Source organism: Achromobacter sp. 1012554356, from assembly GCF_059760815.1.
Window position 1 is genome coordinate 23379 of record NZ_JCBANC010000046.1, and the last position, 13514, is coordinate 36892.

13 protein-coding genes are annotated in these 13514 nt (G+C 63.0%); 12 read left to right on the forward strand and 1 reads right to left on the reverse strand.

Annotated features, from left to right (window positions below; all coding sequences use genetic code 11):
* Positions 1-66: 66 nt before the first annotated feature.
* The gene (locus AC6LJW_RS21285; RefSeq protein ID WP_498088205.1) at positions 67-1839 is read right to left on the reverse strand and encodes a M61 family metallopeptidase; all 1773 of its coding nucleotides are present in this window, start codon (positions 1837-1839) and stop codon (positions 67-69) included.
* 28 nt (positions 1840-1867) lie between these two features.
* Here AC6LJW_RS21285 and AC6LJW_RS21290 point away from each other — a divergent pair, with 28 nt between their 5' ends.
* The 12 genes from AC6LJW_RS21290 (at position 1868) to AC6LJW_RS21345 (ending at position 13404) form a co-directional block, all read left to right on the forward strand.
* Positions 1868-2644, forward strand: coding sequence for an enoyl-CoA hydratase (locus AC6LJW_RS21290; protein WP_498088206.1), 777 nt, complete (start codon positions 1868-1870; stop codon positions 2642-2644).
* Positions 2645-2895: 251 nt separating this feature from the next.
* Positions 2896-4449: a DUF1254 domain-containing protein gene (locus AC6LJW_RS21295; RefSeq protein ID WP_498088207.1), complete on the forward strand. Its 1554-nt coding sequence runs from the start codon at positions 2896-2898 to the stop codon at positions 4447-4449.
* A 423-nt stretch (positions 4450-4872) separates the two neighbouring features.
* Entirely contained in the window at positions 4873-5286 is a 414-nt protein-coding gene (locus tag AC6LJW_RS21300; protein WP_056566917.1) for an ATP synthase subunit I, read from the forward strand.
* An 82-nt stretch (positions 5287-5368) separates the two neighbouring features.
* Entirely contained in the window at positions 5369-6250 is an 882-nt protein-coding gene (atpB, locus tag AC6LJW_RS21305) for a F0F1 ATP synthase subunit A (protein ID WP_056564907.1), read from the forward strand.
* 118 nt (positions 6251-6368) lie between these two features.
* A complete protein-coding gene (gene atpE, locus AC6LJW_RS21310; RefSeq protein ID WP_003815363.1) occupies positions 6369-6611 on the forward strand; it encodes a F0F1 ATP synthase subunit C in 243 nt (80 codons plus the stop codon).
* Between the two features lie 144 nt (positions 6612-6755).
* Positions 6756-7226 carry a F0F1 ATP synthase subunit B gene (locus AC6LJW_RS21315; protein WP_008167494.1) on the forward strand — a complete coding sequence of 157 codons (471 nt, stop codon included), beginning with the start codon at positions 6756-6758 and terminating at the stop codon, positions 7224-7226.
* Positions 7227-7238: 12 nt separating this feature from the next.
* Positions 7239-7778 (forward strand): F0F1 ATP synthase subunit delta, encoded by a 540-nt coding sequence (locus AC6LJW_RS21320; protein ID WP_056564904.1) that lies wholly within the window; start codon positions 7239-7241, stop codon positions 7776-7778.
* A gap of 28 nt (positions 7779-7806) precedes the next feature.
* Positions 7807-9348, forward strand: coding sequence for a F0F1 ATP synthase subunit alpha (atpA, locus tag AC6LJW_RS21325; protein WP_056564901.1), 1542 nt, complete (start codon positions 7807-7809; stop codon positions 9346-9348).
* Positions 9349-9446: 98 nt separating this feature from the next.
* The gene (gene atpG / locus AC6LJW_RS21330) at positions 9447-10352 is read left to right on the forward strand and encodes a F0F1 ATP synthase subunit gamma (RefSeq protein ID WP_056564898.1); all 906 of its coding nucleotides are present in this window, start codon (positions 9447-9449) and stop codon (positions 10350-10352) included.
* Positions 10353-10395: 43 nt separating this feature from the next.
* A complete protein-coding gene (gene atpD / locus AC6LJW_RS21335) occupies positions 10396-11796 on the forward strand; it encodes a F0F1 ATP synthase subunit beta (protein WP_056564896.1) in 1401 nt (466 codons plus the stop codon).
* 9 nt (positions 11797-11805) lie between these two features.
* Entirely contained in the window at positions 11806-12231 is a 426-nt protein-coding gene (locus AC6LJW_RS21340) for a F0F1 ATP synthase subunit epsilon (protein WP_056327609.1), read from the forward strand.
* 315 nt (positions 12232-12546) lie between these two features.
* The gene (locus AC6LJW_RS21345) at positions 12547-13404 is read left to right on the forward strand and encodes a helix-turn-helix domain-containing protein (RefSeq protein WP_498088208.1); all 858 of its coding nucleotides are present in this window, start codon (positions 12547-12549) and stop codon (positions 13402-13404) included.
* Positions 13405-13514 lie beyond the last annotated feature (110 nt).

Here is a 13514-nt window from a genome sequence, read left to right on the forward strand (position 1 = left end):
CCTCAAGAACCGAACCCGCCGCCGTGCCGGACCTCTTAAGAACTCAACCCCGCCAAACCAAACCCCTCAAACCAACACACACTCCAAAGCCTCAGGCCCACTCAACCTCACCCGAAACTCCCGGAGTTCATCCCGCCGAAACACATGCACATTCACCCGCTCCCCAGCCCGGTACTGCGCCAACAACAACTCCAACCCCGCCGGCGCATCCACCCGCAACCCATCGATTGCCACCAACACATCGCCAGCCGACAACCCGCCCTTATGCCCAGCCCCGCCTTCAAGGACAGTCGCCAACATCAGCGACTCACCTTGCTTGCGCGTCCGCACGTCCAATGACGGAATATTGGCCGACGCCTTCCATTGCAGCTTCACGCCTTGCGATTCAAGCAGCGCAGCCAACGGTACATCCGCAGTCCCGTAAGCATGCCGAGCAATGAACCGGCGCGTATCGACGCCCGTCGCTTCCTCGATCAGCGCCGGCAGCCCGTCTTCAAGCAACCCTTGCGGCTTGCCCCGATAGAAATCCCGCCCATAGCGTTCCCACAAAAGACGCATCACATCGTCCAGCGAATGCGCGCCAGACGATTCCTCGCGGATCAGCAGATCCAGTCCCAGCGCCACCAGCGCGCCCTTCGTGTAATAGCTCACCAGCGCGTTCGGCGAATTCTCGTCCTGCTTGTAATACCGCGTCCACGCATCGAAAGAGCTTTCAGCCACTGACTGCTTATGCCGCCCCGGCGTGCGCGCCACGCTCGTGATCGTCTTGCCCAGCAGACGCAGATAATCCGCGCGCGTGATCGCGCCCGAGCGCAGCAGCAGCAGATCGTCGTAATAGGACGTGAATCCCTCAAACACCCACAACAACCGCGTCAGATCCGGTTGCGAAAGATCGTACGGCGCGAAAACGTCCGGCTTGATCCGCTTCACGTTCCACGTATGGAAATACTCGTGACTCACCAGCCCAAGGAATCCCCGGTAGCCGTCGCCCTGGCCTTGCTGTCCCAGCACCGGCAGGTCCTTGCGGGCCGTCATCAGCGCCGTGCTTGCGCGATGCTCCAGACCGCCGTAGCCGTCGCCCGTCACCATCGTCATGAACACATAGCGGTCCGCACTGTCCAGGAACGGCGCCCGCTTCGCGCGCGGTTCGAAAAACGCAATCTGCGTCTCGCAGATCTTCTTCACGTCTTCCGTGATCCGCGCAAGATCCAGATTCGGCGCAACCCCCGTGAACACCAGTTCGTGCTCCGCGCCGTGCGCCACAAACCGCGACACCTGCGGCGTGCCCATCTCTACCGGGTGGTCGATCAGCGCGTCATAGTCCGGCGCCAGGTACAGCCCGAACCCGTGCCGCCGCGCCGCGCCCTTGTGACCCGCCGCTTCCGGCAAGCTCGTGTACACCTTCCAGCCGTCGATGCCCCGCGGCGGCGCCAGGTCCACCAGGCAGGGTTCATGGTCCTGGCCCTGCACGCGCAGGAACACGCTCGTGCCATTGAAGAACCCGTGCGTCTCGTCCAGATGCGCGCCGCGCACCGACAGATCCCACGCATACACCGTGTACTCGACCCGCAGCGGCCCCTCGCAAGGCGCGGCCTGCCAAGTGTGGTTGTCTGTTTTGTCGACATTCACCCGCCGCGTTCCCGAATATGCGGCCAGCGACTCGATCTGCCGCGAGAAGTCGCGGATCAGATAGCTGCCCGGAATCCAGGCCGGCAGCGACAGGCGCTGGCCTGCGGGCGAGGGCGAAGCGATCGTAAGGGTTATCCGGTAGCGGTGGCCGGCGGGATCGTGCGGCGCAAGGCGGTAAAGTATGGGCGGTACGTCATCAATTTTTTTCATGGCTCATATCTTATTACCGGAGACATTCATGAGCGAGTCGTTTGTACTGGTCGAAACCCGGGGCCGAGTCGGCCTGCTGACGCTGAATCGTCCCAAGGCGCTCAACGCGCTGAACGATCAGCTCATGGATGAACTCGGCGCCGCGCTGCTCGCGTTCGAGGCCGATCCCGATATCGGCTGCGTCGTCATCACCGGCAGCGAAAAGGCCTTCGCCGCGGGCGCTGACATTGGCGCCATGAAGGACTGGTCCTACATGGACGTGTACGGCAGCGAATACATCACCCGCAACTGGGAAACGCTCAAGCGCATCCGCAAGCCCGTCATCGCCGCCGTCGGCGGCTACGCGCTGGGCGGCGGCTGCGAACTCGCCATGATGTGCGACATCATCATCGCCGCCGACACCGCCAAATTCGGCCAGCCGGAAATCAAGCTCGGCGTCATCCCCGGCGCCGGAGGCACGCAGCGTCTGCCGCGCGCCGTCGGCAAGGCCAAGGCCATGGATCTCGCGCTGACCGCCCGCATGATGGGCGCCGACGAAGCCGAACGCGCCGGCCTCGTCTCGCGCGTCGTCGCCGCCGACAAGCTGCTCGAAGAAGCCATCGACGCCGCCACCGTCATCGCTTCCATGTCGCTGCCGTCGGTCATGATGGCCAAGGAATGCGTCAACCGGGCATTCGAAGGTTCGCTCAACGAAGGCCTGCTGTTTGAACGCCGCGTCTTCCATTCGCTCTTTGCCACCGAAGACCAGAAGGAAGGCATGGTCGCCTTCACCGAAAAGCGCAAACCTGACTTCAAACACCGTTAAGCCTTGTTACGTACGGGCCTGCATTGACCGCAGGCCCTGCATTGCCCGGCGCGCCCTATGAAGGCGCGCTTTTTCATGCGCATCAGCAGCCAATTTGCAGGTTTCGCCTTGAAACGTCTGCCTAGCACCTTGTTGCAGAGTTCGGCCCTATCCTGATTGAGCGTCATCCCGAGGTGCCGCGCCAGAGCGGCTTGCACTGGCAAGTCCCGCGCGGCGGCTCGATTGCAAACAAAATCAAGAAGGAGCCTTGCATGCGTATACCTACCGCTACCCGCCGGCTGTCCACGGCTGCGCTCGCCGGCGCGCTCAGCGTCTGCTTTATCAACGTCGCCCAGGCTCAATCGCCGCAGTCCACGCTGCGGCTGGTCTCCGAGACGCCGTATCCGGCCGCCCAGGCCGCCGCGCCGCAGATGAACGAAGCGGAGTTGCGCGATACCGCCATCGACGCTTATGTCTACGCCTATCCCATGGTGCTCATGGAATTGGCGCGCCGTCAGGCCACGGCCGTGCAAAGCCCGCTGGACGGCAAGGCGCCGATGAACCAGTTCGGACACAAGGCCGCCTTCCCCGACCCGCGCGCGACCGATGCTCCGTGGCCCAGCGCCGACGCCCTGTATTCCAGCCTGTGGTTCGACGTCTCGCGCGCCCCGCTCATCATCAACCTGCCTGACACCGGCGGCCGCTACACCGTGCTGTCCGCGCTGGATATGTGGAGCGACGTCTTCGCCTCGCGCGGCACGCGCACCAACGGGCAGGGCGCCCAGTCCTTCGCGATTGTCGGGCCGCACTGGAACGGCACCGTGCCCGCCGGCGTCGATGTGATCCGCAGTCCGACCTCGACGGGCTGGCTGATCGGCTGGACGCAGGCCGGCGGTCCGCAGGACTACGCCGCCGTCAACCAGATCCAGGCCGGCATGACCGCGCGGCCTTTGCTCGTGCCCGTCACGCCGTCCACCACGCCGCGTGGCCGCAACGCCGGCACGCCCTTCCCGCAAACCGGCGCGGGCGTTGGCACCGCGCCGATCGGCAGCACCCTGCCCATGCCGGCACCAGCGACGACCGTGCCCGATGGCTCCCCCGCCGAGCAGGTCGCGGGGATGGATGCAGCCTCGTTCTTTGCCGTGTTCTTCGACGCGCTGCGCAACAACCCGCCGCACGCCAACGACACGCCCATGCTTGACCGCATGCGCCGCATCGGCCTGGATGACCGTCAGCCGTTCTCGTATGGCCGCCTGAGCCCGGCCGTGCAGCAGGCCCTCACGGATGCGCAACCGCTGGCTGGCCGCCGCATCGCCGACAACGTCTCGCGCCTGGCCACCCCGATCAATGGCTGGAACACCGTGCTGACCGGCATCGGCACCTACGGCACCGACTACACGCGCCGCGCCGCCATCGCGTATGCCGGCCTGGGCGCGCCGACGCCGGAAGATGTGCTGTACCCGGTGACGGTCTCGGATTCCAAGGGGCGTCCGCTGGACGCCAGTGAAGACTACGTGCTGCACTTCGACAAGGGCCAACTGCCCCCCGCCACGCTCTGGTCGCTGCACGTCTACAACAGCAAGTACGGCTTTGCCGAAAACCCGGCCAACCGTTACGTGATCCGCAGCACTGACGGTCTGAAGTACAACGCCGACGGCTCGCTCGATATCTATGTCCAGCGCCGTGACCCGGGCGAGTCCAAGCGCGCTAACTGGGTCAGCACGCCGGCCGCCGATGGCTCGTTCGTACTCAGCATGCGTTTGTATGCGCCGCAGAACATTGCCCTGGACGGGCAGTGGGCGCCGCCGCCGGTCAAGGAAGACTAAGCTTCGGCAGGCACATCAAGCGTAAATAAGGCGCACATGCGGCGCACATAAGGCGCGCGGTCTCCAACAAGGGGCCGCGCGCCTTTTCATGGCGGGTGCATACCGGAGGAGGCGCCCCGGCGACCCCTCGCTCGTCCCCCATTTTGCCGTCCCAAGCGGACGGTGTTGCCACCTTACAAACCGCCGAAAGTTCATTTGCTAGGGTGCAAAAAACCAAGCTATACTCTGCGGGTTTGACGCTTGCGGGATAAGAAACATGCGCCTAAAAAAGCGCGTCGGTTCCCTCAGGGCCAGGTTAAGCGGGGAAGTTTGATGCAGCAGAACTCCATGCAGCAACAGCAGGGCCAGCGGGACCAGCAACAGCAGGGTCAGCAACGGCAGGGTCTGAGGCCCAGTCTGGATCAGGATTCGATCGATCTGGACGTGGTGGAAGTTCTGGTACTCAGTGACGCGGATCGCGCGGCGCTGAATGCTCAAGCGAGCCGTGGGCTCTTGTTGGCATTGGCGGCGCAAGGCGCCATGGGGCTCGCAGCAGCAGTAATAGCGGGGGTTGTCGGAGGGGCGGCGGCAGGTTGGTCGGCGCTGGCGGGGGCAGGAGCGTATTTCATACCCAATGCGTTGTTCGCATTGCGCCTGGCTGTCAGCGTTCGGGCCGGTAAAGCCAGTCCCTTTACCTTTCTCTCTGGTGAGTTGATCAAGTTGTTCGCAACGGCGTTGCTGTTGTGGCTGATTTCGCGTGTGACGCAGGACTGGCTTGTTTGGCCTGCCGCGTTGCTCGGTCTGATACTCACACTGAAAGGCTATCTCCTGCTTCTGATGTTCCGCAGGCTGTCTTAGCGCCGAGTAAGTTGCGGCAAACGAAATCGTGGAATCGTCCGGTTCGCAAGGACCGGGCATACAGCAAATAGGATAGGTTCAAATGGCTGCTGCCAGCGACGTGTCGCCTCAATCCGCGTATATTCAGCATCACTTGGTGCATCTGAACAATACCGGTGAGAAACAGAGCGCTATTGCTCAGTTCGACATCATCAATTACGACTCGTTGTTCTGGTCCGGCCTGATGGGCCTGATCGTCATTTTCTTCCTGTGGCGCGCCGCGCGCCGCGCCACCAGCGGTGTTCCTTCCCGCTTCCAGGCCTTCGTGGAAATGATCGTCGACATGGTCGACGACCAGGCCAAGGGCATCGTCCACAACGCCAAGAGCCGTCTTTTCATCGCCCCGCTGGCCCTGACCGTGTTCCTCTGGATCATCCTGATGAACGCGCTGGACTTGCTGCCCGTCGACCTGCTGCCCTCCATCTGGCGCCTGACCGGCCTGGGTGCTGAGCACGGCGATCCTCTCTATTACCACCGCATTCTGCCGACCGCCGACCTGAACGTGCCGATGGGCATGTCGCTGGGCGTGCTGCTCCTGATGTTCTACTACGGCATCAAGATCAAGCAGCCGGGCGGTTTCGTCAAAGAACTGTTCACCGCGCCGTTCCATGCGCATGGCCTGGGCGCCATCGTGCTGGCCCCGTTCAACCTGCTGCTGAACCTGATCGAATACGCCGCCAAGTCCGTGTCGCTGGGCATGCGGTTGTTCGGCAACATGTTCGCCGGCGAACTGATTTTCATGCTGATCGCCCTCCTGGGCGGCGCCTGGACCGGCTTTAATGGCGCCAGCATCGGCTTGGGCATCGGCCACATTCTGGCCGGCTCGATCTGGGCAATCTTCCACATCCTGATCGTTCTGCTCCAGGCCTTCATCTTCATGATGCTGACGCTGGTGTATCTCGGCCAGGCTCACGAAGGCCACTGATCCCCCGAATTTCCGGTGTCGGCCACCCGGCCGGCATCGGATAGCAAGATTATCTTGCATTGAGCTGTACCTCTTATTTTTCAATTTTTGACTTCAGATTTCTAACCAAGGAGTTGTCATGACCAACGTCGCTTTCGTTGCCCTCGCTTGCGGTCTTATCATCGGTCTGGGCGCTATCGGCGCTTGCATCGGCATCGCACTGATGGGCGGCAAGTATCTGGAAGCTTCGGCTCGTCAGCCTGAACTGATGAACGCTCTGCAAACGAAGATGTTCCTGCTGGCTGGCCTGATCGACGCGGCATTCCTGATCGGCGTGGGTATCGCCATGCTGTTCGCCTTCGCCAACCCGTTCGTCGGCTAAGGCACCGCCCGCCGGCAAATAGGTGGGTCATGACGCTGGCGGCGATGAGAGCAACGGCTCCATCGCCGATCAGCAAAGTATCGAGTGCTCCGCGACGCCCCTTCCCGGGTGCGGTCGGAGCCGCAAGGTGTTAAAGGAACGACCGTGAATCTGAACGCGACGATCATTTTCCAGATGCTCGTGTTCTTCGTTCTGGGCTGGTTCACGATGAAATTCGTGTGGCCTCCCCTGACGAAGGCGATGGACGAGCGCCGCCAAAAAATCGCCGACGGCCTGGCCGCCGCCGAGAAGGGCAAAGCCGACTTGGCTCAAGCCCAGGCGCGCGTCAGTCTGATCGAGGCTTCTGCCAAGTCCGAAAACCACGCACGCATCATCGAGGCCGAGAAGCAAGCTGCCTCCCTGATCGAGCAGGCCCGCCGCGAAGCGGAAGCCGAACGCGCCCGCATTGTGGCGCAAGCAGCTCAGGATGCCGCGCAGGAAGTCCAGCGCGCCCGCGAAGCGTTGCGCGACGACGTCGCCGCGCTGGCCGTCAAGGGTGCTGAACAGATCCTCAAGCGCGAGGTTGACGCCCGCGCACACGCCGAGCTGCTGAACCAGCTCCGCGCGCAGCTCTAATCCGGGACCGTCATGGCTGAACTTTCCACTGTTGCCCGGCCCTACGCTGAAGCGCTCTTCAGCGCAGCGCGCGACGACAAGGCCGGTCTGCCGGCGTGGGCCGACCTGATCAGCGTAATGGCTCAGGTCGCCTCCAACCCCGACGTGCGCGAGGCCATGGCCGATCCGCGTCTGGGCGATAAGCAGCGCGTCGAACTGTTTACCGGCCTGATCAAGGCCGATTTTCCGCAAGCCGCCCGTAATTTCATCGAGCTGCTGGTCGAAAACGACCGGCTGCTGCTGCTGCCCGAGATCGCCACGCAATTCGTCGCGCTGCGGAATCGTCACGAAGGCACGGCGCAGGCGGAAATCACCAGCGCGTTCGAGCTGAGCGATGCCCAGGTCAAGGATCTGGTCGCCGCGCTCGAACAAAAATTTGGCCTCAAGCTCAAGCCCAGCGTTACCGTCGACCCGTCGTTGATCGGCGGCGTGCGCGTGGCCGTCGGCGACCAGGTGCTCGATACTTCCGTACAAGCCCAATTGGTCCGCATGCGCGATCAGCTCGCCGCTTAAGGCTACTAACAGGATTCCAGGAGTCAATATGCAACTCAATCCCTCCGAGATCAGCGAACTGCTCAAGAGCCGCATCGAGGGCCTGGGCGCTTCGGCTGATGTCCGTACTCAGGGCACCGTCGTGTCCGTGACCGACGGTATTACCCGCATCCACGGCTTGTCCGACGTGATGCAGGGCGAAATGCTCGAATTCCCCAACAACGTTTTCGGTCTGGCGCTCAACCTCGAGCGTGATTCCGTCGGCGCCGTTATTCTGGGCGACTACACCGGCGTTTCCGAAGGCGACCAGGTCAAGACGACCGGCCGCATTCTGGAAGTTCCGGTTGGTCCGGAACTGAAAGGTCGCGTGGTCAACACGCTGGGCGAGCCGATCGACGGCAAGGGCCCGGTCAACGCCAAGGCCACCGACATCATCGAAAAAGTGGCGCCTGGCGTTATCGCCCGCCGCTCGGTGTCGCAGCCGCTGCAAACCGGCATCAAGGCTATCGACTCGATGGTTCCCATCGGCCGTGGCCAGCGCGAACTGATCATTGGCGACCGCCAGACCGGCAAGACCGCCGTGGCCGTCGACACGATCATCAGCCAGAAGGGCAAGGGCGTCACCTGCGTGTACGTCGCTATCGGCCAGAAGGCTTCGACGATCAACAACGTGGTCCGCAAGCTCGAAGAGCACGGCGCGATGGAATACACCATCGTCGTGGCCGCCTCGGCTTCCGACTCCGCCGCCATGCAGTACCTGGCTGCCTACGCCGGCTGCACGATGGGCGAATACTTCCGCGATCGTGGCGAAGACGCCCTGATCGTTTATGACGATCTGACCAAGCAAGCCTGGGCCTACCGCCAGGTCTCGCTGCTGCTGCGCCGTCCGCCGGGCCGCGAAGCCTACCCGGGCGACGTGTTCTACCTGCACTCGCGCCTGCTGGAACGTGCTGCTCGCGTCAACGAAGAGTACGTCGAGAAGTTCACCGAAGGCGCCGTCAAGGGCAAGACCGGCTCGCTGACCGCGCTGCCGATCATCGAAACCCAGGCAGGCGACGTGTCGGCCTTCGTTCCGACCAACGTGATCTCGATCACCGACGGCCAGATCTTCCTGGAAACCGACCTGTTCAACGCCGGTGTCCGCCCCGCAATCAACGCCGGTATCTCGGTGTCGCGCGTCGGTGGCGCTGCCCAGACCAAGGTCGTCAAGAAGCTGTCCGGCGGTATCCGTACCGACTTGGCGCAGTACCGTGAACTGGCCGCCTTCGCGCAGTTCGCCTCCGACCTGGACGACGCTACCCGTCGCCAGCTCGAGCGCGGCAAGCGCGTCGTTGAACTGCTCAAGCAGCCGCAATACCAGCCGCTGCAAGTGTGGGAACTGGCCGTCACGCTGTACACGGTCAACAACGGCTACCTGGATGACGTGGACGTGGCCCAAGTGCTGTCGTTCGAGAAGTCGCTGAAGGATCAGCTCAAGAGCAAGCACGCTGCTCTGATCCAGCGCATCGAAGACACCAAGGAACTGTCCAAGGACGACGAGGCCGAACTGGCCGCCGCCGTTCAGGAATTCAAGAAGCACGGTGCTTTTTAAGAAAGTGATGGGTTAGGCGTCCCAGGCGCCTCACCCATCCTTCCCGGATGGTTGAGGCGCGAGCGGAACCCATCGGCCAGTCTTCACAGGAAAGCGCAATGCCCGGAATTAAGGAAATCCGAACCAAGATCAAGAGCGTGCAAAACACGCGCAAGATCACCAAGGCGATGGAAATGGTCGCCGCATCCAAGATGCGCAAGGCGCAGGAGCGGATGCGTGCAGGCCGTCCGTACGCCACCAAGGTGCGCGAGATTGCTGCGCACCTGATGCAGGCCAATCCCGAGTACAGCCACCCGTACCTGGTCGAACGCGAAATCAAGGCGGTCGGCGTGGTCATGGTGACGACCGACAAGGGTTTGTGCGGCGGCTTGAACACCAACATTACCCGCGTGATGTTGGGCAAGCTGAAAGAGTTCGAGAAAGCCGGCATCGCCGTGCAAGCGACCGCTTTCGGCAACAAGGGCGTGGGTGTGCTGACCCGTATCGGCGCCAAACTGGTTTCCCAGGAAGTGCAACTGGGCGACAAGCCGCAACTCGACCGCCTGCTGGGCGCGATCAAGGTGCAGCTGGACGCCTACCTGGAAGGCCGTATCGACGCGCTGTACGTGGCCTCGACCCGCTTCGTCAACACGATGAAGCAAGAGCCGCTGTTCCTGCGTCTGCTGCCGTTGGCCAGCGGTTTGGAAGATCCGTACCAGACGGGCGCCGATAGCCTGGCCAAGACCTCGGAAGTGAAGTCGGAATACAGCTGGGATTACATCTACGAACCCGACGCCCGTAGCGTGATCGACGACCTGCTGCAGCGTTACGTTGAAGGCCTGCTGTACCAAGCCGTGGCCGAGAACATGGCTTCGGAGCAGTCGGCCCGGATGGTCGCCATGAAGGCGGCGTCGGACAACGCCAAGAAGGTCATCGGCGATCTGCAACTGGTCTACAACAAGACCCGTCAGGCCGCGATCACCAAAGAAATTTCGGAAATCGTAGGGGGCGCTGCCGCCGTTTGAGGCAGGCAGCATCCCGTCAAAAGCTATCAAGCAAGGAATCGACATGAGCAACGGAACCATCGTTCAGTGCATTGGCGCCGTGGTGGATATTCAGTTCCCCCGCGATCAGATGCCCAAGATCTATGAAGCGCTTACTCTGGCCGACGAGGGTTCCTCGTTCGCCGAAAAGGGTCTGACGCTGGAAGTGCAGCAACAGCTGGGCGACGGCGTGGTGCGTACCATTGCGCTGGGCTCCAGCGACGGTCTGCGCCGCGGCATGAAGGTCGCCGGCACGGGCGCCCCGATCTCGGTGCCCGTCGGCACCGGCACGCTGGGCCGCATCATGGACGTGCTGGGTCGTCCCATCGACGAAGCCGGCCCGATCCAACACGAAGAAAAGCGTGGCATCCACCAGGCCGCTCCCCGTTTCGACGAACTGTCGCCGTCGGTGGAACTGCTGGAAACCGGCATCAAGGTTATTGACTTGGTGTGCCCGTTTGCCAAGGGCGGCAAGGTCGGCCTGTTCGGCGGCGCCGGCGTGGGCAAGACCGTGAACATGATGGAACTCATCAACAACATCGCCAAGCAGCACAGCGGTTTGTCGGTGTTTGCCGGCGTGGGTGAGCGTACCCGTGAAGGCAACGACTTCTACCACGAAATGGAAGAGTCGAACGTTCTGGACAAGGTCGCCATGGTGTTCGGTCAGATGAACGAACCCCCCGGCAACCGTCTGCGCGTGGCGCTGACCGGCCTGACGATGGCCGAGAAGTTCCGTGACGAAGGCCGCGACATCCTGTTCTTCGTGGACAACATCTACCGCTACACCCTGGCCGGTACGGAAGTGTCCGCACTGCTGGGCCGTATGCCGTCCGCCGTGGGTTATCAGCCCACGCTGGCCGAAGAAATGGGCAAGCTGCAAGAGCGCATCACGTCGACCAAGACCGGCTCGATCACCTCGATCCAGGCCGTGTACGTCCCTGCGGATGACTTGACCGACCCGTCGCCTGCCACGACCTTCCAGCATTTGGACTCGACCGTCGTGCTGTCGCGTGACATCGCCGCCCTGGGTATCTACCCGGCCGTCGACCCGCTGGATTCGTCCAGCCGTCAGCTCGACCCGCAAGTCGTCGGCGAAGAGCACTACGCCGTTGCCCGTGGCGTGCAGCAGACGCTGCAGCGCTACAAGGAACTGCGCGACATCATCGCGATTCTGGGCATGGACGAACTGTCGCCGGAAGACAAGCAGGCCGTGGCCCGCGCGCGTAAGATCCAGCGCTTCCTGTCGCAGCCGTTCCACGTCGCCGAAGTGTTCACCGGTTCGCCCGGCAAGTACGTTCCGCTGGCCGAAACCATCCGTGGTTTCAAGATGATCGTCAACGGCGAGTGCGACAGCCTGCCGGAACAGGCGTTCTACATGGTCGGTTCGATCGACGAGGCCTTCGAGAAGGCCAAGAAACTGCAATAAGGAACCGATATGGCTACCCTGCATGTGGATGTGGTCAGCGCAGAGGAAGCGATCTTCACCGGCGAGGCGAAGTTCGTGGTTCTGCCTGGCGAGTCGGGTGAACTGGGCATTCTGCCCGGCCACACCCCGCTGATCTCGCGCATACGCCCCGGAACGGTCAAGATCGTTCGTGCCGACCAAGGCGAGGAAAACATCTTCGTCGCCGGGGGTATCCTGGAAGTTCAGCCGGGCAGCGTGACGGTCCTGGCCGACACGGCAATCCGTGCCGCCGACCTCGACGAAGCCCGCGCCCTGGAAGCGCGCCAGAAGGCCGAACTGGCCCTGGCCAACGCCAAGGACAAGGCTGACATCGCTGTCGTCGAAGCCGAGCTCGCCATGCTGGCTGCGCAAGCCATCGCGGCGCGCAAGCTGCGCCAAGGCGGCCGCTCGCACTAAGCGGCAATGCGGTTGCCGGGCTTGTCCCGGCGTAGAAAAAAGCGGCCTTCGGGCCGCTTTTTTCATTCCCATTTATTGCAAGGTGTCTGACACCCAATGAGACGCTGTCGATTGCAAGGTGTCTGACACCCGCTGAGACGCTGTCGCAAGCTGACGATCATCTCCTTGGGGTGTCAGACACCTTGCTTACCGCCAACCATGCGCCGCACCCACGGCGCGTCGCCCTGTAGCGGCCTGCCGCAATGCGTTCACTACGAATAGTCGGCAGGGGGCTGCAACAGTAGCCTTCAGTTTTGCGATGCAAACGAGGAAGGCATGCGAGACGTGCTGGATTGCGGGGTGCTGCTGGCGCCCGGCCATGAAACGACGATGGGCGCCTGGATCGCCAGCCATCAGGCCAGGCTGATGCGCGTGCGGCTGCATCCGGTGTCCCTGGCGCCGCAGGCCCTTGACGCCGCGCCGCCGGATTCCCTGGCTCGGCAGGCGTTGTCCCTACGAAGATATGACGCCTGCATTCTGCCCGTGGCGCTGCACTCGCTTGCGTGGTCCCGCATGGCGTTGCAGCTTGCGCGTAACGCGCTGTCCACGCCCATTTTGCTGCTCATCCACGACGTAAAGGCGCCGGCCATTCTGGATCTGCTCAGCCTGGGCGCGGCGGACTTCATCTCGCAGCCGGTATGCGTGGAAAGCCTGCGCGTGCGGCTGATCCGCCTGGCTCGCCGCGGCGCTCTACCGGGTGCTCTACCGGGCGCTCTAACGAGTGCTGGCGCGGCGGGCAGCGTCCATGAGCACCCGTTCAACTATCTGGGTGAGCACCCGGACGCGCACTGCGCCGAGCACGCGGCACATTCACCCCACGCATCTCGCGCGGGTTCCGCGCGTCCCAAAGTCCCCGCCGACATCGTCGAACACGCCTTGAGCAGCTTGCGGCACCAATACCGGCGGGGTGCGCAAGAAACGTTCCGGGCGGCAAAGGCGCAGGTGGTGAATGGCTTCGAGCGCGAATACATTCGTCACGCGCTGTCGCGCCACGGCGGCAATGTGGCGCAGGCGGCACGCGCATGCGCCAAGCATCGCCGCGCGTTCTGGGCGCTGATGCGCAAACACGGAATCGAAGCCGCGCCGTACCGCCAGGCGGCGCAGGCTGCCGCGCGGATGCACGAAATGGGCTAAGGCGTAACAGCCCGAACGTCCGCAGCTTCTACCCATTGCGCCCGCTCAACCCCGCCGGTGCGGGCGTGGCCCGCCTTGTCAGCCAGGGGAAGTAAACTCACGGCTTCCGA

What these genes read in the sequence shown, in the direction of transcription:
- AC6LJW_RS21285 (WP_498088205.1), bottom strand. Translation starts at nt 1,839, where the DNA reads ATGAAAAAAATTGATGACGTACCGCCCATACTTTACCGCCTTGCGCCG.
- AC6LJW_RS21290 (WP_498088206.1), top strand. Translation starts at nt 1,868, where the DNA reads ATGAGCGAGTCGTTTGTACTGGTCGAAACCCGGGGCCGAGTCGGCCTG.
- AC6LJW_RS21295 (WP_498088207.1), top strand. Translation starts at nt 2,896, where the DNA reads ATGCGTATACCTACCGCTACCCGCCGGCTGTCCACGGCTGCGCTCGCC.
- atpB (WP_056564907.1), top strand. Translation starts at nt 5,369, where the DNA reads ATGGCTGCTGCCAGCGACGTGTCGCCTCAATCCGCGTATATTCAGCAT.
- atpE (WP_003815363.1), top strand. Translation starts at nt 6,369, where the DNA reads ATGACCAACGTCGCTTTCGTTGCCCTCGCTTGCGGTCTTATCATCGGT.
- AC6LJW_RS21320 (WP_056564904.1), top strand. Translation starts at nt 7,239, where the DNA reads ATGGCTGAACTTTCCACTGTTGCCCGGCCCTACGCTGAAGCGCTCTTC.
- atpA (WP_056564901.1), top strand. Translation starts at nt 7,807, where the DNA reads ATGCAACTCAATCCCTCCGAGATCAGCGAACTGCTCAAGAGCCGCATC.
- atpG (WP_056564898.1), top strand. Translation starts at nt 9,447, where the DNA reads ATGCCCGGAATTAAGGAAATCCGAACCAAGATCAAGAGCGTGCAAAAC.
- atpD (WP_056564896.1), top strand. Translation starts at nt 10,396, where the DNA reads ATGAGCAACGGAACCATCGTTCAGTGCATTGGCGCCGTGGTGGATATT.
- AC6LJW_RS21340 (WP_056327609.1), top strand. Translation starts at nt 11,806, where the DNA reads ATGGCTACCCTGCATGTGGATGTGGTCAGCGCAGAGGAAGCGATCTTC.
- AC6LJW_RS21345 (WP_498088208.1), top strand. Translation starts at nt 12,547, where the DNA reads ATGCGAGACGTGCTGGATTGCGGGGTGCTGCTGGCGCCCGGCCATGAA.